The 25,397-nt window shown below is 71.4% G+C and carries 17 protein-coding genes; 12 read left to right on the forward strand and 5 right to left on the reverse strand.

From position 1 onward, the window contains the following. On the forward strand, nucleotides 1-2,178 hold the full coding sequence (locus tag OG617_RS21670; protein ID WP_405094852.1) for a putative bifunctional diguanylate cyclase/phosphodiesterase: 2,178 nt from the start codon (nucleotides 1-3) through the stop codon (nucleotides 2,176-2,178). Further along, nucleotides 2,175-2,675, forward strand: a complete 501-nt coding sequence (locus tag OG617_RS21675) for a DUF456 domain-containing protein (RefSeq protein WP_405094853.1) — start codon at nucleotides 2,175-2,177, stop codon at nucleotides 2,673-2,675. The genes OG617_RS21670 and OG617_RS21675 overlap by 4 nt, the downstream gene beginning before the upstream one ends. 494 nt (nucleotides 2,676-3,169) lie before the next feature. Here OG617_RS21675 and OG617_RS21680 read toward each other — a convergent pair whose 3' ends face one another. Further along, nucleotides 3,170-4,321: an ISAs1 family transposase gene (locus OG617_RS21680; RefSeq protein ID WP_405094854.1), complete on the reverse strand. Its 1,152-nt coding sequence runs from the start codon at nucleotides 4,319-4,321 to the stop codon at nucleotides 3,170-3,172. A gap of 1,343 nt (nucleotides 4,322-5,664) precedes the next feature. Here OG617_RS21680 and OG617_RS21685 point away from each other — a divergent pair. Continuing rightward, entirely contained in the window at nucleotides 5,665-12,567 is a 6,903-nt protein-coding gene (locus OG617_RS21685; RefSeq protein WP_405094855.1) for a LamG-like jellyroll fold domain-containing protein, read from the forward strand. A 144-nt stretch (nucleotides 12,568-12,711) separates the two neighbouring features. Here the strand turns inward: OG617_RS21685 and OG617_RS21690 are convergent, their stop codons facing one another. Together OG617_RS21690 and OG617_RS21695 are read right to left on the reverse strand one after the other, a co-directional pair. Further along, nucleotides 12,712-12,903, reverse strand: coding sequence for a DUF397 domain-containing protein (locus OG617_RS21690; protein WP_405103871.1), 192 nt, complete (start codon nucleotides 12,901-12,903; stop codon nucleotides 12,712-12,714). Next, nucleotides 12,900-13,700 (reverse strand): helix-turn-helix transcriptional regulator, encoded by an 801-nt coding sequence (locus OG617_RS21695; protein ID WP_405094856.1) that lies wholly within the window; start codon nucleotides 13,698-13,700, stop codon nucleotides 12,900-12,902. The genes OG617_RS21690 and OG617_RS21695 overlap by 4 nt, the downstream gene beginning before the upstream one ends. A gap of 399 nt (nucleotides 13,701-14,099) precedes the next feature. On the opposite strand from OG617_RS21695, the gene OG617_RS21700 reads away from it, so the two are divergent. From OG617_RS21700 to OG617_RS21710, 3 genes are all read left to right on the forward strand, one after another. Further along, the gene (locus tag OG617_RS21700; RefSeq protein ID WP_405094857.1) at nucleotides 14,100-14,363 is read left to right on the forward strand and encodes a hypothetical protein; all 264 of its coding nucleotides are present in this window, start codon (nucleotides 14,100-14,102) and stop codon (nucleotides 14,361-14,363) included. Nucleotides 14,364-14,440: 77 nt separating this feature from the next. Further along, nucleotides 14,441-14,632, forward strand: coding sequence for a hypothetical protein (locus OG617_RS21705; RefSeq protein WP_405094858.1), 192 nt, complete (start codon nucleotides 14,441-14,443; stop codon nucleotides 14,630-14,632). Beyond that, nucleotides 14,625-14,933, forward strand: coding sequence for a hypothetical protein (locus OG617_RS21710; RefSeq protein WP_405094859.1), 309 nt, complete (start codon nucleotides 14,625-14,627; stop codon nucleotides 14,931-14,933). Before OG617_RS21705 ends, OG617_RS21710 begins: the two co-directional genes overlap by 8 nt. Before the next feature lie 26 nt (nucleotides 14,934-14,959). On the opposite strand, the gene OG617_RS21715 is transcribed toward OG617_RS21710, so the two are convergent. Beyond that, nucleotides 14,960-15,829 carry a haloalkane dehalogenase gene (locus tag OG617_RS21715; RefSeq protein WP_405094860.1) on the reverse strand — a complete coding sequence of 290 codons (870 nt, stop codon included), beginning with the start codon at nucleotides 15,827-15,829 and terminating at the stop codon, nucleotides 14,960-14,962. 90 nt (nucleotides 15,830-15,919) lie between these two features. Between OG617_RS21715 and OG617_RS21720 the strand changes: the two genes are divergently transcribed. The 6 genes from OG617_RS21720 to OG617_RS21745 all read left to right on the forward strand — a co-directional run bounded on the left by OG617_RS21720 (nucleotide 15,920) and on the right by OG617_RS21745 (nucleotide 24,834). Beyond that, a complete protein-coding gene (locus tag OG617_RS21720) occupies nucleotides 15,920-16,402 on the forward strand; it encodes a MarR family winged helix-turn-helix transcriptional regulator (RefSeq protein WP_405094861.1) in 483 nt (160 codons plus the stop codon). A gap of 88 nt (nucleotides 16,403-16,490) precedes the next feature. Continuing rightward, entirely contained in the window at nucleotides 16,491-17,855 is a 1,365-nt protein-coding gene (locus OG617_RS21725; RefSeq protein ID WP_405094862.1) for a glutamine synthetase family protein, read from the forward strand. 311 nt (nucleotides 17,856-18,166) lie between these two features. After that, complete coding sequence (locus OG617_RS21730) at nucleotides 18,167-19,513, forward strand: aldehyde dehydrogenase family protein (RefSeq protein ID WP_405103873.1); 1,347 nt, start codon at nucleotides 18,167-18,169, stop codon at nucleotides 19,511-19,513. A gap of 4 nt (nucleotides 19,514-19,517) precedes the next feature. After that, on the forward strand, nucleotides 19,518-20,285 hold the full coding sequence (locus OG617_RS21735) for a 3-oxoacyl-ACP reductase (RefSeq protein WP_405094863.1): 768 nt from the start codon (nucleotides 19,518-19,520) through the stop codon (nucleotides 20,283-20,285). A gap of 107 nt (nucleotides 20,286-20,392) precedes the next feature. Next, entirely contained in the window at nucleotides 20,393-20,944 is a 552-nt protein-coding gene (locus OG617_RS21740; RefSeq protein ID WP_405094864.1) for a pyridoxamine 5'-phosphate oxidase family protein, read from the forward strand. Nucleotides 20,945-21,087: 143 nt separating this feature from the next. Further along, the gene (locus OG617_RS21745) at nucleotides 21,088-24,834 is read left to right on the forward strand and encodes a SpoIIE family protein phosphatase (RefSeq protein WP_405094865.1); all 3,747 of its coding nucleotides are present in this window, start codon (nucleotides 21,088-21,090) and stop codon (nucleotides 24,832-24,834) included. A 154-nt stretch (nucleotides 24,835-24,988) separates the two neighbouring features. Here OG617_RS21745 and OG617_RS21750 read toward each other — a convergent pair whose 3' ends face one another. Further along, a complete protein-coding gene (locus OG617_RS21750) occupies nucleotides 24,989-25,303 on the reverse strand; it encodes an STAS domain-containing protein (RefSeq protein WP_405094866.1) in 315 nt (104 codons plus the stop codon). Between the last annotated feature and the right edge of the window lie 94 nt (nucleotides 25,304-25,397).

Below are 25,397 nucleotides of genomic sequence, written 5' to 3' on the forward strand. Positions count from 1 at the left end.
ATGACAGCCGTGCCGGAGCCCGGCGGCGAGCAGCTCAGCCGGGCCGGCGCCCAGGCGTACGCCGCCGGGTGGGCCCGGGAGGCCCGCCGTGTCGGGTTCGTGCCGCTGAGCGCCGACGAGACCGAGCGGCTCCTGTTCGTGCACACGGTACGGCTGGCCCAGGCACTGCTCGCCGAGGCGTTCTCCGCCCAGCCCGCCGAGGACGTCGGCCGGGCGCTGGTCGAGACGCACCTGACCGAGCCCGGGCTTCTGGACTGGTCGGTCACCGCGCTCGGGGAGCGGTTCGCGGCCCAGGTACTGCCGGGCCACGAGGCCCGGCCCGGCATGGCCGACCGGGTCGCCGCACTGCAGGGCGCGCTCGCCGGCGGGTTCGCCCGGGCGCTGCGCGCCCGCACCTTCACCCAGCAGGAACGCATCGCCCGCAGTGCCTGGCAGGCCCGGGACTCCGTCGAGCAGGCCCTGCGGGACAGCGAGGCGCGCTTCCGGGCCGTTTTCACCGGGGCGGCGATCGGGATCGGCATCGCCGGCGTAGACGGGCAGATCACCGACGTCAACCAGTCCTTCGCCGACATGCTCGGCTACTCGATCGAGGAGCTGCGGCAGATCAACGTGGCGTCGCTGGCCCACGCCGAGGACGCCGCCGGGATGTGGGAGCTGTACCAGGAGCTGATCGAGGGCAAGCACGACTCGGCCCGGGTGGAGAAGCGCTACCACCGCAAGGACGGCAGCGTGGTGTGGACGGACCTGGCCGTCTCGCTGATCCGGTACGACGACGGCCGGCCGCGCTTCACCGTGGCGATGATCGAGGACATCACCGAGCGGTACGAGCTGCAACAGCGGCTCCGCTTCCAGGCGCTGCACGACCCGCTCACCGGCCTGCCCAACCGGACGCTGTTCTTCGAGACCCTCGGCCAGATGCTCGGCGACGCCGGCCCGGACCACCGGATCGGGGTCTGCTTCCTCGACCTGGACGGCTTCAAGGCGGTCAACGACAGCCTCGGCCACGACCTCGGCGACCGGCTGCTGGTCGTGATCGCCCGCCGGCTGGCCGAGTGCGTCGCCGGCCACGGCCACCTGGTCGCCCGGATGGGCGGCGACGAGTTCGTCATCCTCGTCGACGGCGGCGACGGCATCGACGACGCGGTGGGCGTCGCGGAGATGGCCCTCGCGGCGGTCTCCGCCCCGGTGCACGTCGGCGACCAGCAGCTCGCGGTGTCGGCCAGCATCGGCATCGTGGAGTGCCCCTGCGCCGAGACCAGCGCGTCGGAGCTGATGAAGGCCGCCGACACCACCCTGTACTGGGCGAAGGCGGAGGGGCGCGGCCGGTGGGCGGTCTACGACCCCGAACGCAGCGCCCGGGACATCGCCCGCTCCGCGCTCGTCGCCGGCCTGCCCGCGGCGCTCGACCGGGGCGAGTTCGTCGTCCACTACCAGCCGATCGTGTCGCTGCGGGACTCCTCGATGGTGGCCGTCGAGGCGCTGGTCCGCTGGCAGCACCCGGAGTTGGGGCTGGTCGGGCCGGACCGGTTCATCGGGCTGGCCGAGGAGACCGGCCTGATCGTCCGGCTCGGCGAGTGGGTGCTCCGGCAGGCATGCCGCGACGCCGAGGCGTGGCACCGGGAGTTCCCCGAGGCGAACCTGGTGGTCAGCGTCAACCTGGCCGCGCGGCAGGTCAATGCCCCGGGCATCGTCGACACGGTGGCGAGCACGCTGAGCCGCACCCGGCTGCCCGCCGGCCTGCTTCAGCTGGAGCTGACCGAGAGCGCCGTGATGGGCACCACGGGGGAGCCGTTGCGGTCGCTGCGCCAGCTCGCCGACCTCGGCGTACGACTGGCGATCGACGACTTCGGCACCGGATACTCGAACCTGGCGTACCTGCGGCGGCTGCCGATCCACTGCCTCAAGCTGGCCGGGCCGTTCGTGGAGGGGATCCGGGTGGACGACCCACTGGACCCGGCCGACCGCCGCGACGAGCGGATCGTGGACGCGCTGGTCCGGCTGGCGCACGCCCTTGAATTGTGGGTCACCGCCGAGGCGGTGGAGACCCAGGAGCAGGCCGAGCGGCTGCGTGCGTTGCACTGCGACACCGGGCAGGGGTGCTGGTTCGGCGGCCCGGCCCCGGCCGACGTGATCACCGCCCGGCTGCGCGGCGACGATTCCCCAGAGGGAGTGGCATGAGCCTCACGGACTCGCAGGCGGTCGTCTCGGTGGTGGCCGCGCTGGCCATCGTGGCCGGGCTGGCCGGGGTGGTGGTGCCGGGGCTGCCCGCACTGCCGCTGTGCTGGGGCGGCGTGCTGGTGTGGGCGCTGTTCGGCGACGCCGGGGCGGGCCGCTGGCTGGTGCTGGCCGCCGCCACCGTGGTCGCCGTCGGTGGTGCCGTGGTCAAGTACCTGTGGCCGGGGCGCAACCTGAAGAGCGCCGGGGTTCCGACGTCGTCCCTGCTGGCCGGCGGCGTGCTGGGGCTGGTCGGGTTCTTCGTGATCCCGGTGGTCGGCCTGGTGGTCGGCTTCGTCGGCGGAGTGTGGGGTGCCGAGCGGCTCCGGCTGGGCAGCAACCAGCTCGCCTGGCCGTCGACGGTGCAGGCGCTCAAGGCCGCCGGGCTGTCGATGCTGGTCGAGTTCCTCGCCGGCCTGGTGATCGGCGTGCTCTGGGTCGCCGGCCTGCTGTTCGCGTGAGCATCGGCGGTCGTCGGGTGCGCCCGGTGTGGCCGGGTGCGTTCGGGGTGGCGGCGTGGGGCGGATCGCCGTACGTGAGAGAGAGGTGAACGCCCCACGCCGCCGTGCGGACCGGGCGTTGCCGAGCGCCCGGCCGGTGGCCCGTCCGGATCGGGCCTGGTCACAGGCTCAAGGATGCGTGTCGCCATCTCTCGGGGGCAAGGCATTTAGACGGTAGGGAACCCCCAGGGCGTTTGCGAAGTCGGTCGGGAGCGCTTCGATCAGGAGGCCTGGGGGCCCTGACGTGGGTGCCGCTCCACGGCAGGCATGACTTCCGGCGCCTATGGAGCTGAGTCGGATACGACATCAGCCACGCTCGCCGTGCTGGTCGAAGCCGTGGGCGGTGGCGTGCAGGGCGCGGGGGCGACCGCAAGCGACGACCCGACGGGGCGGTGAGTGACGCGAGGGCGGCGGCCCGACCGGCGGTGATGACGTAAACGACTCAGCTCCCAGGGTCATTGCATTCTGGGGTAACTGCTGGTCACGGCGGTGATCAGGTCGTGTGATCGGCGGTTGGCTTGGCGGGTGGCGCGGGCGATGTTGGTCGCGCCGGTGATGCGGTGCCAGCCGATCGCGGTGTTACGCAGCGTTGCGATGACGGCGGGTCCGTTGCCTGTCCGGGCCTGGTGGAGGTCTTCATGGAACGTCACGTCGCGTACGTGATGGAGGCGGTTCTCGATGTGCCAGTGCCGGCGGATCCAGGTCTGCAGGTCACGGGGCAGTGCCTGGCCTGCGGGCAGTGACACGGTCAGGTAGGCGGTCTCGCGGCTGGTCTTGCCAGCGACGATGCGGGTGCGGGTGATCCGCACGGCTTGCTGGGCGTGCGGGAAGGCGATGCCGCCGGGCGTGGCGACGGTGACGGCTTTGACGGTGCGGGTCTCGCGGCGGCCGTGACCGCGGTCGCGGGTCCGGTCACCGACCGGGATCTGCGCCCAGGGCAGCCGTTTGAGCTGCTTGAACAGGGTAGGCTGGTTGGCCTTCACCTGTACGAGCAGGTGCGCTCGGCGGGCGGTGACCTCGTCGGCGTGCCCGGTCTGGGTGTGCAGGGCGTCGGCGATGAACAGCACCCCGGCCAGGGTGCCGAGCACCGTCTCGACGGCGTCGAGCAGCGGGGCGAACGCCGGGATCTCATTGCTCTTGGCGTCCACGGTGACCTGGGCGAGCACGATCCCGGTGGTGGTGTCCAGCGCGGACAGCAGATGCACCTGGCGGCCGTCGCCCGTTCGGGCGCCGCGCAGTGTCTTGCCGTCGATGGCGATCACCGTGCGGTACCGCCTCGGCCTGGTCACCTCGACGGGATTGCGGGTGCGCAGCCAGCCGGCCAGGACGTTGCCGAGCAGCGTGTCGTCGAGGCGCGTCAGGGTCCGCCAGACAGTGCTGCCGACCGGCACTCCTGCGGTGAACCCGAGCCGTTCCTGGGCGCGTTCGTCCAGGTCGTGCAGCCAATCCGTGATCGCGGCGAACGACGACGCCCCGGCCATGACGGCGCAGACCGCCACCGCCAGCAGCGCGGTCAGCGGGTAACGCACGCCTCGTGGGTCGCGTGGATCAGGAACAGCGGCGAGCGCGTGCAGCAGACCGCGGTGTTCACCGTCGGTGACTGGCACGGCCTCGGCGATGGAGGTGGGTGCTGCTACGGCCAGTGCAGGGATGAGAGATGATGTCATCGGCGGGTGGGGTCTTCCTCGGAGTCGTGAAGCGTCGCAACTCCATGATCACCGATGCGGCCTCACCCGCTCCTTACGCCTCCACAGAGGCCGAACTCGTCTCGAAACTCCTGGTCAACGGCCCGCTGGCCGACTATGCAATCGCCCTGACTCAGCTCCATAGGCACCGCCCCACGACATCGACCGCCCCGCCCACAGCCCCGCCCCGGGCCACGGTCCCCGGGCAAACCAGGGACCGCACCCGCGACCCTGAAGGACCCCCACCCCGCTCATGTCGCCACGCCCCCTTCCCGTGGTGATCAAGAGGTTTACGTCAGGATCGGCACTGAGCCTGACCAAAACCTCTTGATCACCCGCGGGAAGGGGTCTGCTCTTGGTCGAGGCGATACTTCAGTTGCGCTGGTCCGGCGGTACGGAGGTCCGAGCGTTTCGCCCGACTGCCGATATTCCCAGCGGCGGGAATGCCGTGTTCTCACGTTTGATCGGCACGAGAAGCAGCTTGATCGTTAAGCGAATCTAAAGGCTGAAGCCCTTGCCGGAGTTTTCACTGCTGCGTCCGATTTGTTGGAGTCGCTATCGGCCGGACATCTCCCGACATGCTCTATTCCTGACATTATGGCTGACGCCGAGTCGGGAATGCGAGCCACCCCTTGACGTATACAACGCGGCATCCGAGAATCAGGAATGCCACTGCGGGGAAGGGGTGAAATCAGGGCCGACTACGGAGGAAGGTGGCGAACGACGCCATTGAAGACAGTGGTGCCGGTCAGCGCCGCAATTCGCAGCCATGGCAGTGCCGACGGCACCGTGCCGGCCGCCTGAATAACCTCACAGCGCCCTCTGTTCGCTCGAAGAATGGGGGCTGGAACGCCTGCGTATCGTTGCCGTCTGGCCCGCTTGGTGGCGCCGTTGCTCTGGATGTCACCGGGTCCGTCGGTGCATTCCGGGTTCAGTGGGAGACATCTGCGGTCGTACGTGCAGAGGTAAGCACCTCCGGGTTGTCTCGGTGGAATCCGGTGGTTGAGCTGCCGGGGTGTTCTCCGGGTGGGCGGGACGTGTCACCGCGCAGGTCCCCGGCGTCGATGCCGGCGTCGATTCGTCGTAACTTCACGGGTTCCGGATAGGTGATATGGAATCCGAGGTAGACCATGCTCCGAAAGGGATCGGCCCGGTGCGCGTCCGGGCCGATTCCGCAGTTTCTTGCGCCCAATGTGTGATTCATCGACTTGGGGGAGTGAATGCCGAACAAGAATCTGGTCAGGGTTTACAGCGACAGGAATTACGTGTATACGACGATGGTGCGTCACCAGGGCACGACGGTGGCGTTCGCGATGGATGACTCCCGGCGCATCTACTACAACGTGTTGAACCTGGACCTGGGCAGCCGCGAGCGAGGCGAGATCGACAGTTCGTACTGGAACGACAACCCGCCACTGCTCACATTCCCGAACGAGATCACCGAGGTTGGCTTCGGTGGCGGCGAGACGGTCGGGGTGCCGGCGGTGCGGCTGGGCGGGCGGGCCGAGGTGGGCGCCGGGACGCAGCTCCAGCCCGAGGACCTGGACGCGTTCCTGTCCACGACGGCCCGGCTGAGCGGCCAGGCGCCGTTCCAGGTCGTCTCGGACGGCCGGTACCTGATGCTATTCCGCCAGTCGGTCGACGAGACGCACCCGGACGCGCTGTTCCGGCTGGCCGGCGGCGGTGCTTCTGCGGATGGAAGCCGGACGGACTACGCCCAGGCAGGCGGGGCCAGGGTGCCGGTGGTGTCCCGCACGGTCCTGTGCGACCGCTTCGTGCAGGTGGGCGCGACGGTCAAGCCGGTGCTTGAGGTGCGCTACCGGCGCAGCCGGACCAAGACCTCGCCCGCATCCAGCGGCGACACCCTGGGGACCAGGGACCTGGACGGCAACCCGTTCTACGAGCCCACCCGGCAGTTGTCGTTCGTCCGTAACGTCGCCGATGGCGAGTTCGCGGTGATGCTGCTGCCGACCCAGGTCAACGATGTGTCGCGGTGGCAACTGTTCGCCGTGAACGCGGTGACCGGCCGCATCGACGGGTTCAACGTCGAGCGGGCCGACGACGGGCTGTTCAACCTGGCGGGAACCCAGTTCTACACCAGCCCGGACCCGAGGTACGCGGCCTCGGTGCTTGAGCGTGAGCCCGGGGCGGACCCGTTCACGAAGAAGCCGCTGGTGCCGGTTCCGCTGCCGACCGACCGGGCGGGGACCGCGCTGCGGCTGGACGGCCAGGACGACTACCTCGACCTGGGGAGCGCGGCGAGTGCGCGGCTGCAGGGCGCGTACACGGTGGAGGCGTGGGTCAATCCGGCCGCCGCCGGTGGGGTCATCGTGGCCGCCGGGGACGGGACGCAGGCGGGGTCGTTCACGCTGCGTCTGACTTCCGCCAGGGCGCTGGTGTTGACCCATCCCGGTACGGGCAACACGGTCACCTCGCCGGATGCGGTGGTGTCGACCAGTCGCTTCGCTCACGTCGCGGCGGTGTTCACCGGCGGCACCGGGGCCAAGGGCCGGTTGTACGTCGACGGCGTCGAGGTGGCCAACGGCTCGATGTCGTTCACTCCCTCCCCGACCGCCGGGGTGGTGACGTATGTCGGTGCCCGGCGGTCGGGGACCAACGCCGCCGAGTTCTTCCGTGGTGATGTCGACGAGGTGCGTATCTGGAGCCAGGCGCGGACGGCCGCCGACCTGGCCCGTAATTTCCGCCGCCGCCTCGCCGGCGTCGAGCCCGGCCTCGTCGCCTACTACCGCTTCGACGAGGGCGGTGGGACCAGCGTCGCCGACCACACCGACAACGGGTTCAACGGCACCGTGAGGGGCAGCGCGGCGTGGGTGACCTCGGGCGCGCCGGTGGGCGACAGCCCGGGGCTGTCCCGGGAGACGTTCGGGTTCGCGGGCCGGTCGCTCACCGCCGGGGTGGCCGCAGCACTGTACTTCCAGCAGGAAGAGACCGCCGCCGGCTACGCCGAGCAGCCCAGCCCGGCGAAGAGGCAGGCGCGGGTCCTGTTGGCGTGCCCGACGGTCGACGACGCCGCCCCGGGCGGCAATCCGCTGCTCGCGACCCTCGACCTCGCCCTCGCCGCGGACGGCCGGCTGGCGCAGGTGCCCCGGTCGGTCACGCTGTCCACCATCGGGCGTCCCGACCCGACCAAGGACATGGACGTGCTCAGCGCGGCCCAGGACGCGGTCACGGCCACGCAGGCGAAGCTGGTTCTCGACCAGCATCTCCTTGACCAGGCAGACCAGGCAGTACGGGACGCGTACCCGGGGTACCGGTACTGGAACGACAGGTACTGGGCCTTCGTGAACTCCGGCTACTGCTACGACGAGGGAGGGTTCGTCTGGCCCCACGATCGTTCGGGTCGGGCGAACAGCCTGCTGGCGTCGCTGAATTCGGCATCCTCGGTCCACAACGCCGCCCTCCGGTCACAGGAGGACGCGAAGGCGCAACTGGCCCGGGACCAGACGCTGCTGGCGGACCGGCAGGCCGCGCTGGCCGCGCTGAGCGGAGGGTTGCAGGGCGGCGACGACGTGGTGTTGGCGATGCCGACGGTTGCCGTCGACAACGCCGGGCTGAGCATCTTCGGCGCGGTGCTGGCGTTCGCGTGGAGCCGGAACGCCCCGGTTCTGCTCGACAGCGCGACCGGCGAGGTGGTGCTGTACTTCCGCGGTGTAGACGGGCAGTTCTTCTCCGTCTACTACGACGTCACCGCTTCCCGGGCGGCCAAGCAGATCACGCTCCCGTCCGGTCGGCTGGCGCTGACCAGCCGGGACACCGGGGTCGCTCTGCCCGAGCTGGGTTTCACCGTGTCGGCGGGTTCGGACGCCGATCACTGCGCGGTGGTGGTCACCCGTACGGCGAACAACACGACCCACACCGAGACGTTCAACGCGGTGCCCCGGCGCGCTGATCAGTTCGCGGCCGTCCTCAACGGCACCCCGACCGGGGACCTGCTGGGGACGGTGGCCTCGGTCCAGGCCAGCACCGTCACCCTCACCGCACCGCTGGCCGCAGCACTGGCGGCGGGCACCAAGGTCAGCGTGGCCGGGTCGGTCTACCAGCTGCGGGACTCCGTGCCCGCCGTCTCCACCTTCACTTTGACCACGAGCCCGGGCCCGGTGGCGGCGGGCGCACAGGTGCGGACGGTCGTCTACGACTACGCCTCGGCCACGTCCAGCCGCCCCGGGACGCGGCTGGGCGGCGGCTCGCTGATCGTCGCGGTCGACGCCGGTGCGGCCACCGGCGCGGTGCCCAACGGCACGGCCGCCGATGTCGTAGCGGGGCGGGGCAACCGCTGGCAGGGCCACGCCCCCGGGCGTGCGTTCGCGTTCGACGGCACCAAGCGGCTCGCTCTCCCGGCCGCCCAACAGCCTCGGGCGGCGATGGCCGGCGATCTCACCCTGGAAGCCTGGGCCAACCCGGCCGGCACGCAGAGCCGCATCGTGCACGCCAACCTGCCCGGCAGCCCCACCACCCGGTACACCCTCGGCGTGTCCGGCGCGTCCTACCCCTCGGCGCTGGAGTTCAACGGGAGCGGCGACTACCTGGACTGCGGCACCGGCATCGACCTGACCGGCACCTCCTTCACCGTGGAGTTCTGGGCCAAGCGCCTGACAACCGGCCGGGACGACTTCGTCGTCGGCCTCGGCTCCTCGGGCGCGACGGACCAGTACCTGCACATCGGGTTCCGCTCCAACAACACCTTCGCGATGGATTTCTACTCCGACAGCCTGAACCTCCCTTCCTCCTACAGCGATCTGAACTGGCACCACTGGGCCTGCGTGTACGACCGGGAGGGCACCAACCGTCTCCAGATCATCTACCGGGACGGCGTGGAAGTCGGACGCCGCACCGCCAGCGGGCACTTCACCGGCACCGGCAAACTCATGCTCGGCCGGATCGTCACCCAGTACTGGGACGTCAGGGCGTACGCCCAGTTCGACGAGGTGCGGATCTGGGGTCGCGTCCGTACCGCGGAGGAGTTGACGGCGGACAAGGACCGTCGGCTGACCGGGCGGGAGACCGGCCTGCTCGGCTACTGGAACTTCACCGGCCGCCGGACCACGGACCTGACCGGACGGGGTAACGACGCCACCATCGCCGGAAACCCCAGGGTGGTCGGCTCCCAGTTCCCCGGCTACAAGATCCTCGCCGGAGTGGGCGATCAGCTCGTGCGCAGCCGGGACGTCTACCCGGCCGGTCAGTGGGGCCACCTGGCGGCGGTCTTCGAGCAGGACTGGGCGCTGCGCTTCGACGGCGCCGCGTGGCTCGACACCGGCCGGGCCGACGCCCTCGACGTCACGGGCGACCTGACGATCGAGTTGTCCCTTCAGCTCGACGCGTTGGGCCACACCCACGGACTCGTCTGCAAGGGCGGGCTCGCCGACGGCGCCGGCGGCACGGTGCCGTACGCCTTCTACGTGCAGCCCGACGGGGCGCTGGCCTTCACCTACGAGAACACCGCGGCCACCCAGCCGGGCACCGCCGTCTCCACGACCAAGCTGCAGGCAGGCGTGTTCACCCGGGTCGCGGTCGTCCGCAAAACCGCCCCGGGCAACTCGAACGCGCAGGACATCGCGTTCTACGTCAACGGCGTGCACGCGGGCGGCACCACCCTCACCGGCCCGACGCCGACGGGCAACGACGGGCTCCTCGAAATCGGCCGCTACCGCAGCGGCCAGACCGGGTACGGGCTGCGCGGCGTGCTCAGCGAGGCACGGCTGTGGAACATCGCCCGGGAGGCGGCGAAGATCGGTGTGGCGGTCAGCGAGAGCACGCCCGGATTGGTCGCCCAGTGGACGTTCCCGGAGGACGCCGGGAACACCACCGCCGACGTCACCGGCGCCTACCCCGGCAGGCTGCACGGCGCCGCCTGGGTCAAGACACCGGACCCGAACGGCAACCGGTTCCGGCTCTACTGCAACGGCGACGCGACCCCCGCCGACCCGATCCCGGCCACCGACGCCCTCGTCACCGCCGGCTACGGACCCGAACAGTTCACCATCGGCGGCTACACGACCACCGGCAACATCCTGCGCGACGCCTACGCCGGCACCCTCGACGAGATCCGGGTGTGGCAGACCCCACGGACCGGCGAACAGATCCTCGACAACGCCTTCACCCGACTGCGCGGCGAGACCGAGGACCTCGTCTGCTACTACCCGTTCGACGCCGCCTCCACCGCCACCGGCGCACCGATCCTCGACGCCGGACCGCGCGGGAACAACCTGATCACCGCCACCGGCAGCGAGCCCACCATCGTGCTCTCCACGGCACCCGTCTCCACCGACACCGCGGAGGTCCGCTCGGCGCTGACCGGCATCCGGACCGCCTTCCACGATTTCATCGGCAACTCTCCCGCCGTCGCCGAATACGCCGACGTCCAACGGATCCCGCACTGCGGCATGCAGGGCGTGATGAAACGCTCCTACACCTACCAGCAGGCCGGACGCTGGTACCTCATCACCGGTTACAAGGTCGGCAACCTGGTCAGCAAGTGGGTCGGTCAGGCCCAGTTCGACCCGCAACTCGTCGGCTACATCGAGGGGGCACCGCCGGTGCCCTCGGAGAACCTCGTCAAGCGTCCGGGCACCGACGACTACATCGACGCCGCCACCGTCTCCTTCGTCCAGGCCGAGGAGGTCACCAACACGCTGTCGTCCAGCAAAGAGACCAGCATGGACGTCTCGGCGAAGCTGAAGTTCTCCTGGGAGGTCTCGGCCGACATCCTGTCGATCACCGCCCCCCTCGGTGTCGGCACGGCTCAACCGCTCGCCAAACTCTCCATGGAGGGAAACCTGGAGTTCGGCCTCGACTACTCCAACGGCTGGACCAGCGACGCCGAGGTGTCCGAAGGCAGCAACACCACCCGCACGAGCACCGTCGCGCTCAGCGGCGCGTGGGAGGACCCGAACCGCCCGCTCAACCCGGCCGCCGGCCAGCGATGGGTACCGGCCAACACCGGCTACGCCCTGGTCCAGTCCGAGACCGCAGACGTCTTCGCGCTGCGCCTCGAACACACCGGGGCGCTGGTCGCCTACCGGATGATGCCCAACCCCGACATCCCCCGAGACTGGAACATCATCGAGTTCCAGATCAACCCCCTGTACACGAAGCAGGGCACCCTCGACGGGCTGGTCGGCTACGGGCTGGCCGGCCCCTTCCCCGACCCCGCCCACTACCCGACCGCCGGTGACGGCGCCGAATACAGCTACTTCAAACCCCGCGAGGCGTACGCCCTCAAACGCCGCGTCGAGCGCCAGGCCCAACAGTTGCAGAGCTACTACGACTCGGTGTCCACGGAGACCCACGCTCCGGACCGGACCGCAGAGAAGGCCAAGGAAGTCGCCAACAGGTCGTCGGCCCGCCGCAACCTGGCCAACACCTACGTCTGGACCGCCGGCGGCGGCTTCTTCGCCGAATCCACCGAATCCACCGATTCGGTGACCGAAACCACCGGCGGCTCCTACTCGATCAAGGGCACCCTCAGCGGCGGCGGCATGTTCGAACTCTCCGGAGCCGCCGGCGGCACGAAGATGGGCTTCGAAGCCAGCATCGCCGGCGGCACCAGCGTCACCCGCACCAGGTCCAAGTCCTCCAGCAGGACGTTCGGGCTCGATGTCGCCTGCACCGGCGGCCGGGACCTCCAGCGCTACACCAACGGCGAGACCCCCGTTTACGACCCCACCACCAACCAGCCCGTCACCAGCCCCGGCAGGGTCGACGCCTACCGGTTCATGACCTTCTACCTCGACGTCACCAAGGACAACTTCGAAGACTTCTACGGCAAGATCGTCGACCCGCTCTGGCTCGCCACCTCGCCCCAGGCAGCCGCCCTACGCCAAGCCAATCAGGCCGACCAGAAACCACCCTGCTGGCGGGTCTTCCACCGGGTCACCTTCGTCAGCCGCCTGCTCGACCCCGCCACCGCCTCTCCCAGCGCCCCGCCATCCCTGGCCAAGGCCCTGCAGGGCGAAGGCTTCAGCAGCATCTACGACCTGATCCAGACCCTCGAATCCGACATCAAGAGCAGCCCGGCGAACGTCGCCAACCTCGCCAATCTGACCGCCGCCACCACCGAGGTGCTCACCAAGAAGCTGTACCGGCTCACCCCGTACACCCAAGAGATCATCGTGCATGTCGCCCGCTACTTCGGAATCGACCGGTGACCATGCGACCTGGGTCGAGGTGATCGGCCCGTAGGTACTTCAAGGCCGGCGACCCCGGCGCAGCCACTCGTTGCGCCGGGGGCCTCGAACGAAGAAGTCCCCCAGCTTCGCTTCGCGCTGGGGGATTTCTCTGCGTTTGGAGGATCAGCCCACGGGGCCGATTTTCTTCGCCAGGTCGACGAAGGACTGCCAGATTCCGGGGGTGAGGTGGAGGGTGCCGCCGTCTCGGTCCTTGGTGTCGCGTACCAGCACGACGCCCGGCATGTTGTCCGCGACCTCGACGCAGGCCCCGCCGTTGCCGCCGGACCTGGTCGACTTCCGCCACTGTGGGGTCATCGATTCCATGACTTCGCCACTTCCTTGATCAGCTCGATGGACTGGCGGCGGGGGAGCGCCTCGTTCCGCACGATCTCCCACGTCTTCGCCAGCCTAGCAACATCGGCGGGCGCATCGACGATCTGCGCGCTGAGCTGGTTGTCCGCGTACGCCACCCGTGCGCCGTCGGGCAACTCGGCGATGATGAACTGCCCGGCCAGCCCCAGGTACATCCCGGCGTCCACGGGCACGACGTGCACCTGGACGTGTTCCCGCAGCGCCTGCCCGGCGAGGTGGTCGAGCTGCTCCGCCATGAGCCCCGGCTGATCGAGCACCGGCCGGCGCAGCACGCTCTCGTCCAGGACGGCGATGAGCTGCGGCGGGCGGTCGCGCTCCAGGACCTCCTGCCGCTCCAGCCTGGATGCCACGATCCGCTCGACCTCGTCGGCGGTGAACCGGCCGCCCGCCAGCGTCGCCCGCGCGTACCGCTCGGTCTGGAGCAAACCGGGGAGGTACGACAGCTCGAACCACCGCAGCGTGGTCGCCTCGCGCTCGAACTCGATCCACTCCCGCAGCCAGGCCGGCTCGGCGTCCAGCTTGGCCAGCTCGCGGAGCATCCGGCCGAACCGGTCATCGAGGTGGTAATGGCTGTCGATCGCCTTCATGTACTCCTTCGTCGGCGGGCGACCGCCCGTCTCGACGGAACTGACATGGGAGCCGGAGTAGCCGATGGCCCGGCCGAATTCCTCCTGGCTGGCCCCGAGCGACGCGCGGAACAGTCGTAGCTCTCCGAGCACATAGTTTGTGGCCGTACCCATCAGTCCCCCAATTTTTGCTCAGCCTCGTCGGGTGTGTCTCGCTTGGTCGCTCGACCAGCCCTTTGACCTGCGCGGACCGGGTGAGCGCGTATCGACAGTAACGGCGTCCTCACCAGACTGTCACTACGCGGACCCGCTTCTGGCCCTAAGGCGGAGGCGGGTTCTGCGCCGGGGGGTCGCCCGGTCCTTCCAAGAGCCGGCGACCCCCACCTTGTGCGGCGAGGAGGGGGAGAGAATGAGCGGACACCATGGAGGTTGGCACCAGTCCCGCCAACCGAGGCCGAAGCCGAAGCCGGACACGAGGCCGAAGCCGGGTCAGCCATCCGAGCCCGCGCCGTACATCCCCGGCCCTATCGGGCCGCTGGTGCCGCCCCCGATCTTTCCGAGGATCGGCGGGGGTTGGGAGTGAACCCGCTGGTGGTCACGGGCGACGTGCTGATCCTTCAGCCATGCGACTACTGCATCGGGCAGACGGTGCTGTGGCTGAAGGTCACGTACGTCCCCCGGTACGCGAACTTCCTGGCATCTCGGTGGGTGCGGCTGGAGGGGTTGGAGCTGCGCCCCGACGGCACGCCGTGGCGGGAGCGCGTCGTCATGGTCCGGGTGCAGGCGATCATCGACGATCCGCCGGCCCGGCTGGAGCCGGGGGCTCGGGAGCTGTGACGGGCCGCCACCCGCCGAGGCATGCCGGCGGCCCGTGTCTCACCTGCGGTAGGCCGTGGCCGTGCTTCGAGCGTCAGTTGGCGAGTCTCGTCGAGTTCGCCGGCCGGGGGGAACTGCTCGTTGCGTACCTGGGTGACTGGTACCGCCTGGGGGTTGATGAGCGGAAGCGACGTGGCCTGTCGCCCGACCCGGGCATGGAGCTGCGGCACCTGGGGTGGCTCGACATGGTCCTGCCGGCGCAGGGCGAGCAGCGGAACGGCGATGCCTGAGGCCGGGCCCAGGAAGCCGCGGTGCGGGGATCTCCTGCATGTCACCCGGGCCGCCAGTGTCCAGTTCGTCCGGCCCATCGTCTTCCGCGTCATCCGCGTCCACGACGACTGGCACACCTACCACGGGTGGCTGTGGTTGGACGGCTACGAGGTCGACGCCAAGGGCGATGCCGTGGCCCGCCGTTCGATCTACGTCCAGCCGGCGGGACTGCGGTGGCTGACCTCCGCTCCGAGCCCACCGGCAGCGTCTCCGGGCGCTCCTGGTGCCGCCCGGCGGCCCAGCGTGACCGGCAGGCATTGAGGAAGCCGCCAGCCGCCGGGGCGTGGTCAGCGCGCCGGGTCGCCCCCCAGTGCGTGCCGTCGTGCCCACCGGGTGATCGCCGAGGCGATGGCGTCGGGCCGGTCCTCGGGCGCGTGGTGGCCGGCCGGGCCGCAGTGCTCCGTCTCCAGGGCCGCCAGGTGCGCCGCGCACCACTCGGCCTGCTCCGGTCCGATCAGCAGGGTGGGCGAGGAGTCGAAGGTGAGCAACAGCTTCGGCACGTCGCTCGTGGCCAGCCAGTTTCCGTACCCGGACACCCGCTCGGCGACGTCGGCCGGCTCGCCGTCGAGCGGCAGCGAGCGGGCCCACTCCAGCAGCGGGCGGCGGCTCTTCCGGGTCGGGTACGGCGCCCGGTAGGCGTCCAGGTCCGCCTCGGCCAGCGGGTGCAGCACGCCGCCGGTGTAGGCCGAGTCCAGGAAGAAGTCGCTGTCGAGCACCAGGGCCTCGCCCTGCGGCCCGCGCATGGCCTCGGCGCGCGCCCGGGGCCCCTCGCCCAGCTCGGCCCAGGACATCGGCCGCACGATCGTCTCCAGGAAGGCCACGCCGCGCACCCGGTCGGGGTGCCGGGCCGCCCGGTCGAAGGCGAGCGAGCCGCCCCAGTCGTGGCCGACGAGCACCACCTCGTCCAGGCCCAGCCGGTCGAACCAGGCGTCGAGGTAGCGGGCGTGGTCGGCGAAGCGGTACGGCAGGTCGGGCTTGCCGGAGCGGCCCATCCCGATCAGATCGGGGGCGAGCAGCCGGGCGGGCAGGTCGAGCGCGGGCAGCACGTTGCGCCACAGCCGGGACGAGCCGGGGTTGCCGTGCAGGAACACGAAGGCCGGGCCGCTGCCGGCCTCCTCGTGGTACATCGTCGAGTCCAGGACGGTCGTCTCCGGCATGGCGGGCCCTCTCAATCGTTCGTCTCACTAACGGTTCTGCCCGCCAAGCTAATTCGTTAGTCTGACTAACGCAAGGGGTATGCTCGTGGCGTGAGCGACAGTCGATCCGAGCCGACGCGCGCCGACGACCGGCCGGCCGCCCCGGCGCGGCTGCGCAACCTGCCGACGCGGCTGCTGTCCCTGGCGGCGATCCACTCCGACCGTCGGGTGAACGAGGAGTTGGCCCGCGTGGACGCCCGCAAGTGGCACTACGCGGTGCTCGCGGCCCTGGACGAGGCCGGCCCCGCGAGCCAGGCGGAGCTGAGCAGCCGCACCGGCATCTATCGCAGCGACATGGTCGCGGTGCTCAACGAGTTGGCCGACCGAGGCCTGGTGGAACGCGCGCCCGATGCCGCCGACCGTCGCCGCAACGTCGTCACCCTCACCGGGCCGGGCCTCCGTCAGCTCCGCAAGCTGGACGGGTTGCTCGCCGACGTGGAGGACGAGGTGCTCGCATCCCTGACCCCGCCGGAACGCGAGCAACTCGCCCGGTTGCTCGCCACCCTGGTGTACGGCCGGGGCCGCGACGGGTGAACCGCCGCGCGGTGTTTGCCGGCGCGTCGCGGCGGGGCATTGACGGTGATCCGGTCAGGCAGTAGACCTTGGTGATGGAGGCCCGCGCATGAGCAGAGCACCCCTGTCCCTCGAAGAGTTACGGGCCGCCGTCGCCGCCGGCAAGCTCGACACGGTGGTGCTCGCCCTGGTCGACATGCAGGGCCGGTTGCAGGGCAAGCGGCTCCACGCGCCGTTCTTCCTCGACCAGGTGGTCGAGAACGGCAGCGAGGGGTGCAACTACCTGCTCGCCGTGGACGTCGACATGAACACCGTCGACGGGTACGCGATGTCGAGCTGGGAGCGCGGCTACGGCGACCTCGCCATGGTGCCCGACATGGAGACCCTGCGCCGGGTGCCGTGGCAGCCGGGGACGGCGATGCTGCTGGCAGACCTGGCGTGGCCGGACGGGTCCGGGCCGGTGGTCGCCTCGCCCCGGCAGATCCTGCGCCGCCAGCTCGACCGGCTCGCCGAGCACGGGCTGACCGCGTACGCGGGCACGGAGCTGGAGTTCGTCCTCTACCGCGACTCGTACGAGGACGCCTGGCGGCGCGGCTACCGCGAGCTGACCCCGGCGAACCAGTACAACGTGGATTATTCGCTGCTCGGCACCGCCCGGGTCGAGCCGCTGCTGCGCCGCATCCGCAACGAGATGGCCGGCGCGGGCCTGACCCCGGAGAGCGCCAAGGGCGAGTGCAACCTCGGCCAGCACGAGATCGCCTTCCGCTACGACGAGGCGGTGGCCTGCGCCGACCACCACGTGATCTACAAGAACGGGGCGAAGGAGATCGCCGCCCAGGAGGGCATGTCGATCACCTTCATGGCCAAGCCGAACGAGCGGGAGGGCAACTCCTGCCACATCCACTTCTCGCTGCGTGACGCCGACGGCCGTTCCGCCATGCTCGGCGACGGCCCGGCGCACCTCAGCGTCACCGGGCAGCGGGTGCTGGCCGGGCTGCTGGACACCATGCGCGAGTTCAGCCTGCTGTTCGCGCCGAACATCAACTCGTACAAGCGGTACCAGCCCGGCTCGTTCGCCCCGACCGCGCTGCGCTGGGGCACCGACAACCGCACCTGCGCGCTGCGGCTGGTCGGCCACGGGGAGGGGATGCGGGTGGAGAACCGGGTGCCGGGCGCGGACGTCAACCCGTACCTGGCGATCGCCGCGCTGGTGGCCGGCGCGGTGCACGGCATCGAGCGGGAGCTGGAGCTGGGCGCGGAGTGCACCGGCAACGCGTACGACGATCCGGCCGCCGAGCGGGTGCCGGCCACCCTGCGCGACGCCCTGTCCCTCTGGGAGTCCTCGACGATCGCGAGGGCCGTCTTCGGCGACGAGGTCCACGCCCACTACGCCAACCAGGCCCGCGTGGAGCTGAAAGCCTTCGACGCCGCAGTCACGGACTGGGAGCTGACCCGTGGCTTCGAACGCCTCTGACCCCCACGCCCCCCACCCGCCCCGCCCCCGCCGTCCCCCGTCACCTCCGCGATCTTGCACTTTGGGCCCTCGATGTGGACCTTATGCGGCATTCGTCGGGGCCGAAAGTCCATGATCGCGGGGGCGGGGGCGGGGTGTGGGTGGGCGCGGGGTGCGCGGCGCGGGGTGCGGCGGGAGCGGGCGCGGGGCGGTGCGGGGGGCAGGGAGTGCGGGGAGTAGGGAGTGCGGGGAGTAGGGAGTGCGGGGAGTAGGGAGTGGCGGGGGAGTGGGAAGGGACGTCCGAGGGAGGGTGGGTGGGTGGCGTGACGCAGGTGGTGAATCCCGCTAGCGGGGTTGTGGTGGGGGAGGTGGCGGCCACCTCGCTGGCGGAGGTCGATGCGGCCGTTGGGCGGGCGGAGCGGGCGTTCGAGTCGTGGCGGAAGGTGGGACCGGGGGAGCGGGCGCGGGTGTTGCGGCGGCTCGCCGGCCTCGTCGACGCGCACCTGGAGGAGTTGGCGTCGCTGGAGGTGCGCAACTCCGGGCACACCATCGGTAACGCGCGGTGGGAGGCGGGCAACGTCCGGGACGTGCTCGACTACTACGCGGGCGCGCCCGAGCGGCTGACCGGCCGGCAGATCCCCGTGCCCGGCGGACTGGACGTCACCTTCCACGAGCCGCTGGGCGTGGTCGGGGTGATCGTGCCGTGGAACTTCCCGATGCCGATCGCCGCGTGGGGCTTCGCCCCGGCGCTCGCCGCCGGCAACACGGTGCTGCTCAAACCGGCCGAGCTGACCCCGCTGACCGCGCTGCGCCTGGCCGAGCTGGGCCGCGAGGCCGGGCTGCCCGAAGACGTGTTCACCGTGCTGCCCGGCGAAGGGTCGGTGGTGGGGGAGCGGTTCGTCACCCACCCGGCCGTACGCAAGGTCTGCTTCACCGGCTCCACCGAGGTCGGCACCCGGATCATGGCCGGCTGCGCCGCGCAGGTGAAGCGGGTCACCCTGGAGTTGGGCGGCAAGAGCGCCAACGTGGTCTTCGCCGACGCCGACCTGGAGAAGGCGGCGGCCACCGCGCCGTACGCGGTCTTCGACAACGCCGGCCAGGACTGCTGCGCCCGGTCCCGGATCCTGGTCCAGCGCCCGGTGTACGACCGGTTCCTGGAGCTGCTGGAGCCGGCAGTGCGCGGGTTCCGGGTGGAGGACCCGGCGCTGGACACCGCCGAGATGGGCCCGCTGATCTCCGCCGGCCAGCGCGACCGGGTCGCCGGGTACGTCGACGGGGCGAAGGTGGCCTTCACCGGCTCCTGCCCGGAGGGCCCCGGCTTCTGGTACGCCCCGACGGTGCTGCTCGCCGACTCGCCGGCCGACCGGCACTGGCGGGAGGAGGTCTTCGGGCCGGTGGTGTCGGTGCTCCCGTTCGACGACGAGGCGGACGCGGTCCGGCTGGCCAACGACACCGAGTACGGCCTGTCCGGCTCGGTCTGGACCCGGGACGTCGGCCGGGCGATCCGGGTGGCCCGGGCGGTGGAGGCGGGCAACCTGAGCGTCAACTCGCACTCCTCGGTGCGGTACTGGACCCCGTTCGGTGGGATGAAGCGTTCCGGGCTCGGCCGCGAGCTGGGCCCCGACGCGCTGCACGCCTTCACCGACGTCAAGAACGTCTTCATCGCCACGGAGGAGTGACAAGGTGCAGGGTCGGTTGGAGGGGCGCGTCGCGGTGGTCACCGGGGCGGGCAGCGGGATCGGGTTGGCCACGGTGCGGCGGTTCGCCGCCGAGGGGGCGCGGGTGGTCTGCGTCGACATCGACGCGGCGGCGGGCGGGAAGGCCGCCGAGGAGGTCGGCGGGGAGTTCGTCGCCTGCGACGTGGCCGACGAGGCGGCGGTGCGGGACCTGTTCGACGGGGTGGTCGACCGGCACGGCCGGGTGGATGTGGCGTTCAACAACGCCGGCATCTCCCCGCCCGAGGACGACTCGATCCTGGAGACCGGCCTGGACGCCTGGGAGCGGGTGCTGCGGGTCAACACGACCAGCGTCTACCTGTGCTGCAAACACGTCATCCCGCACATGCGCCGGCAGGGCAAGGGGTCGATCATCAACACCGCGTCGTTCGTGGCGCTGATGGGGGCGGCCACCTCGCAGATCGCGTACACGGCGAGCAAGGGCGGGGTGCTGGCGATGACCCGGGAGCTGGGCGTGCAGTTCGCCCGGGAGGGCATCCGGGTCAACGCGCTCTGCCCCGGCCCGGTGGCCACCCCGCTGCTGCTGGAGCTGTTCGCCGCCGACCCGGAGCGGGCCGCCCGCCGGCTGGTGCACGTGCCGATGGGGCGGTTCGGCCAGCCGGAGGAGATCGCCGCGGCGGTGGCCTTCCTGGCCAGCGACGACTCCTCGTTCATGACCGCCGCGCAGTTCGTCGTCGACGGCGGGATCACCGGCGCGTACGTCACCCCGCTGTGACGCGGCCGCTGATCGGGGCCAGGTGACCGCCCGGGTCCGGGCCGCCGCCCGTTCCGGCTGACGGGAGGGCCATGCCACCTTCCGGGAGATGGTGCGAGGATGGCGGCATGGGGAAGGTCTATCCGGCCATCGACGGGCGGCTGCGCGACTTCATCGAGGAGCAGTCCGTCTTCTTCGTGGCCACCGCGCCCTCCGGCGCCGACGGGCACGTCAACCTCTCGCCGAAGGGGATGCGGGGCACCTTCGTCATTCTCGGCCCGCACCGGGTGGCCTGGCTCGACTTCCATGGCAGCGGCGCGGAGACCATCGCCCACCTGCGGCAGAACGGCCGGATCACGCTGATGTTCTGCGCCTTCACCGGCCCGCCGAACATCGTCCGGCTGCACGGGCGGGGCACGGCGGTGACGGTGGAGGACGCCGGCTTCGCCGACCGGCTCGGTGACTTCCCCGACCCGCCGGACCTGCACTCCGCCCGCGCGGTGATCACCGTCGAGGTCGACCGGGTCAGCGACTCCTGCGGGTACGCGGTGCCCCTCATGGACTATCAGGGTGACCGGGACCTGTTGGTCAGGTCACACTCCCGGCGCACCGCCGAGGACCTGGTCACCTACCGGGCCACGAAGAACGCCGCGAGCATCGACGGCCTGCCGGTCTTCTGACCCCTGCCCCGGGTGGGTGAGACCCGGGTTACCAGCGTCGCCGCGAGCGGATGCGTTACGTTGCTGGTCCGTCTGGGTAGAAGGCGGGGCACGGCGGGACGATCATTGCGGTCGTCGCGGGAACGGCCGGTGCAGGAGGGTGCATGAGCTCGGCCCAGGGGGGCGAGGACGGGCTGCGCCCGTCCGTCGGGACCGTCGACGAGACGATCCCGCCGCTGCTCACGGCCGCGTTCGCCGCCGGTGGCGAGATGGGGGAGCGGCTGGGCGGGTTCGACTGGGCCACCAGTCCGCTCGGCCTCCCTGCCGGCTGGCCGGCGGCGCTGTGCCACGCGGTCGCCACGATGCTCTCCTCCCGGGCGCAGATCGTCATGTTCTGGGGGCCGGAGCACCGCGCCTTCTACAACGACGCCTACCTGCCGACCATCGGGGCCAAGCACCCGCACGCGATCGGCCAGCCCGGCCGGGAGCACTGGGTGGAGACCTGGGACGTGCTCGGGCCGCTGCTCGCCTCGGTCCGGGAGACCGGCGAGCCCTACCGGGGTGAGAACCACCCCTTCGTGCTCGATCGGCACGGCTTCCTGGAGGACGTCTACTTCGACGTCTCCTACGACCCGATCCTGGACGCCGACGGCGGCATCAACGGGATCTTCTGCATCGTGAGCGAGACCACCGGCCGGGTGCTCGGCGAACGCCGGCTGCGGGCCCTGGCCGAGCTGGGGGCCGGCCTGGCCGAGGCGGAGCAGTCCGGCGAGCTGGCGACGGCCGTCGCCCGGATGCTCGACCGGCACCGGGCCGACGTCCCGTTCGGCCTGGTCTACCTGCGCGACGCCGCCGGCCGGCTCACCCTCGCCGGGCGCAGCGGCCCCAGCGGTGTCGCGGCGGCCGACGCGCCGCCGCTCGGCGGGGCCGCCCCGGCCGCGGTGAGCCGGGTCGCCGACAGTGGGGTCGCCGCCACGGTCGACGTCGCCGACCTGCTGGCCGAGGTGCCCGACAGGGTCGCCGGGCAGGCGCTGGTGCTGCCGCTCACCGCCACCAACGAGCCCGCGGGGGCCCTCGTGGTGGGGGTGTCCGCCCGGCTGCCGCTCACCGACGAGTACCGCACGTTCTTCGACCTGATCGCCGCCCAGCTCTCCCGCACGCTGGGCCGGCAGCGGGCGCACGAGCAGGAACGGGCCCGGGCCGCCGAGCTGGCCGCGCTGGACCGGGCCAAGACCGACTTCTTCGCCAACATCAGCCACGAGTTCCGCACCCCGCTGACCCTGGTGCTGGGGCCCCTGGAGGACCTGCTCGCCGACCCGGCGCTGCCGGCGCCCTACACCGACCAGCTCACCATGATGCACCGGAACACGCTGCGCCTGCTCAAGCTGGTCAACACGGTGCTGGACTTCTCCCGGCTGGAGTCCGGCCGGCTGGCCGCCCGCTACGAGCCCACCGACCTGGCCGACTACACCTCCCGGCTGGCCAGCACCTTTCGCTCGGCCGCCGAACGCGTCGGCCTGCGCCTGGCGGTCGACTGCCCGCCGCTGCCCGGTCCGGTCTTCGTCGACCGGGACATGTGGGAGAAGATCGTCCTCAACCTGGTGGCCAACGCGGTGAAGTTCACCTTCTACGGCGAGGTCCGGGTCCGGATCCGGGCGGTCGACGGCGCGGCCCGGCTGGAGGTCACCGACACCGGCGTCGGCATCCCACCGGAGGAGCTGTCGCGCGTCTTCGAGCGGTTCCACCGGGTTCCCGACGTCCGCTCCCGCAGCCACGAGGGCACCGGGATCGGGCTCGCGCTGGTCCGCGAGCTGGTGGAGATGCACGGCGGGCGGGTCGAGGCACGCAGCCGGGTCGATGCGGGCAGCACCTTCACCGTGACTCTCCCGTTCGGCTCCGCCCACCTGCCCACCGACCGGGTCTCGACCGAGGTCCCGGCCGCCCTTGGCGCTCCTGTCGAGCCGGCGCAGGCCCGGCTCTTCGCCGCCGAGAACGTACTGTTCGCCGACGCGGCCCCGGTCACCTCGTCCGCGGCGCCGGCCCCGGTCACCTCGTCCGCGGCGCCGGCCCCGGTCACCTCGTCCGCCGTGCCCGCCGACCGGGTGCCGGCCGGCCGCATCCTGCTCGCCGACGACAACGCGGACCTGCGCGAACACGTCGCCCGGCTGCTCTCCCCGTCCTGGGAGGTGGTGGCCGTGCCGGACGGCGTCGAGGCGCTGCGCCAGGCCGTGCGGACCCCGTTCGACCTGGTGCTGACCGACGTGATGATGCCCCGGCTGGACGGGTTCGGCCTGGTCACCGCGCTGCGCGCGGACCCGCGTACCCGGCATGTGCCGATCGTGTTGCTCTCCGCCCGGGCCGGCTCGGCCGAGGCGGTCGCCGGCCTGTCGGTCGGCGCGGACGACTACCTGACCAAGCCGTTCTCCAGCGAGGAGCTGATCGCCCGGGTCCGGGCGAACGTCGAGCTGGGTCAGCTTCGCGGGCAGATCATCCGGCGGCTGCGCGCGCTGGCCGACGCCGCCGTCGCGGTGAACACCGCCCGCACCACCGCCGAGGTGCTCCAGGTGGCCGCCCGGCACGCGCTCGGCCTCGCCGAGGCCGTCCGGGTGGTGGTCACCGCAACCGGGGCCCGCTCCGAGGCCGACGGCGGCGGCACGGCCGCCGTCGAACCGTCCGTCGTGCTGCCGCTGACCGGCACCGCCGGGGAGCAGCTCGGCGAGCTGCGGGTCTGGGGGCGCGGGAAGGGCGCCACCGACACCGTCCAGGCCGCGCTGACCCAGCTCGCCCGGCTGATCGGCGTACGGCTGGAGAACGCCCAGCTCTACGAGGCCGAGCACCGCATCGCCACCACCCTCCAGCACAGCCTGCTGCCCCGCACGCTGCCCCGGCTGCCCGGCGCGGTGGTGGCGAGCCGCTACCTGCCCGGCAGCGCCGAGGTGGAGGTCGGCGGCGACTGGTACGACGTCATCGAGCTCGACGACGACGAACTCGTCCTGGTCATCGGCGACGTGGTCGGCAAGGGCGTCCGGGCCGCCGCCGCGATGGGCCAGCTCCGCAACGCGCTGCGGGCGTACGTCCTGGAGGGCTACGACCCGGGCAAGGCGCTGACCCGGCTCAACCGGCTGGTCGGCTCGACCGAGGAACCCTCCTTCGCGACGGTGGTCTGCCTCCGGTTCTCCCCCCGCACGGGGCGGCTGCGTTACGCCAGTGCCGGGCATCCGTCCCCGCTGCTGATCAGAGGAGACGACGTGGGTTTCCTGCACGACGGCGCGCTCGGGCCACCGGTCGGCGCCATTCCCGGCGCGTCATATCGGACGGTGGAGGACGAGCTGGCCCCCGGGGCCCGGCTGCTGCTCTACACCGACGGCCTGATCGAGGACCGCCAGCTCGGCATCGACGCCGCCCTCGGGCAGTTGCGCGAGGACGCCGCCCGGCACGCCGGGCACGTCGCCGACCTGGTCGACGCGGTCGTCGAGCGGGTGGCCTCCCAGCCGCGCCGCGACGACGTCGCGGTCCTCGCGCTGGAGGTGACCGAGCCGCACCGGTTCGAGCTGCGGCTGCCGGCCGACCCGACCCGGCTCAGCGTGCTGCGCCGGCGGCTGGAGGACTTCCTCGTCGCCCACCGGGTCGGCGAGACCGACCTGTTCGACCTGACCGTGGCGGTCTCGGAGGCCGCCGCCAACGCCATCGAGCACCCGGTCGAGCCGGCCGAGCCGACCATCGGCGTGGAGGTGACGATCGCCGACCGCACCGTGGTGGCCACCGTCCTGGACAGCGGGCAGTGGCGGGAGTCGACCGGCGCGGGCTTCCGTGGCCGAGGGCTGGAGCTGATCAAGGCGCTGGGCGACCTGACGGTCAGCCGGACCGCCGAGGGGACAGCGGTGACGCTGCGCCGGCGACTCCAGGACTGACCGACCCGGCCCGTCGGGCGGGCGGACCGATGGCTCGGCCCCGATGTGCCCGGATAGGTGCCGGGATGTGTGCCCAGATGTCGGCCCGGATGGGTGCCCGGTGTGCCCGGATGGGTGCCCGATGGGCCAGGTGGGACGGTGGGGCCCGGTGGGCTCAGGCCGGCGCGACCCAGGCCTGGTCGGCCAGGCCGGAGATCTCCAGCACCCGCCGGACCTGACGGGACGGCAGCACGGTCAGCGCGTCCGGGTACCGCCGGGAGAGCTGGGCCACGGCGTGGATCGCGGCGGAATCGAAGAAGGTGACCGCCAGCAGGTCGAGGGTGACCCGCCCGGCCGGCTCGCGCAGAACGGTCTGGAGCATCGTGTCGGCCGTGGCCATGTCCACCTCGCCGGAGACCACCACGCGGACGTGGTCGCCGTCTGTCTCCGCCCGGGCGGAGAAGACGGGAGTCGCTCCCCCTTGATCCACGGAGAACACGATGGCACAGCGGAGGTTGCCCGGCAACAACCGCCCGGCCGGCGCCGTGGTGGAGGTCACCGCCGCCGCCGGGCACCGCGCCGGC

The sequence above is a fragment of the Micromonospora sp. NBC_01412 genome (genome assembly GCF_045040215.1).
Classification (GTDB): Bacteria; Actinomycetota; Actinomycetes; order Mycobacteriales; family Micromonosporaceae; genus Micromonospora; species Micromonospora rubida.

Excerpts from the sequence above, each read along its gene's own strand:
- OG617_RS21670 (WP_405094852.1), top strand. The coding sequence starts at position 1 with ATGACAGCCGTGCCGGAGCCCGGCGGCGAGCAGCTCAGCCGGGCCGGC.
- OG617_RS21675 (WP_405094853.1), top strand. The coding sequence starts at position 2,175 with ATGAGCCTCACGGACTCGCAGGCGGTCGTCTCGGTGGTGGCCGCGCTG.
- OG617_RS21690 (WP_405103871.1), bottom strand. The coding sequence starts at position 12,903 with ATGACCCCACAGTGGCGGAAGTCGACCAGGTCCGGCGGCAACGGCGGG.
- OG617_RS21695 (WP_405094856.1), bottom strand. The coding sequence starts at position 13,700 with ATGGGTACGGCCACAAACTATGTGCTCGGAGAGCTACGACTGTTCCGC.
- OG617_RS21710 (WP_405094859.1), top strand. The coding sequence starts at position 14,625 with ATGCCTGAGGCCGGGCCCAGGAAGCCGCGGTGCGGGGATCTCCTGCAT.
- OG617_RS21715 (WP_405094860.1), bottom strand. The coding sequence starts at position 15,829 with ATGCCGGAGACGACCGTCCTGGACTCGACGATGTACCACGAGGAGGCC.
- OG617_RS21725 (WP_405094862.1), top strand. The coding sequence starts at position 16,491 with ATGAGCAGAGCACCCCTGTCCCTCGAAGAGTTACGGGCCGCCGTCGCC.
- OG617_RS21740 (WP_405094864.1), top strand. The coding sequence starts at position 20,393 with ATGGGGAAGGTCTATCCGGCCATCGACGGGCGGCTGCGCGACTTCATC.
- OG617_RS21745 (WP_405094865.1), top strand. The coding sequence starts at position 21,088 with ATGAGCTCGGCCCAGGGGGGCGAGGACGGGCTGCGCCCGTCCGTCGGG.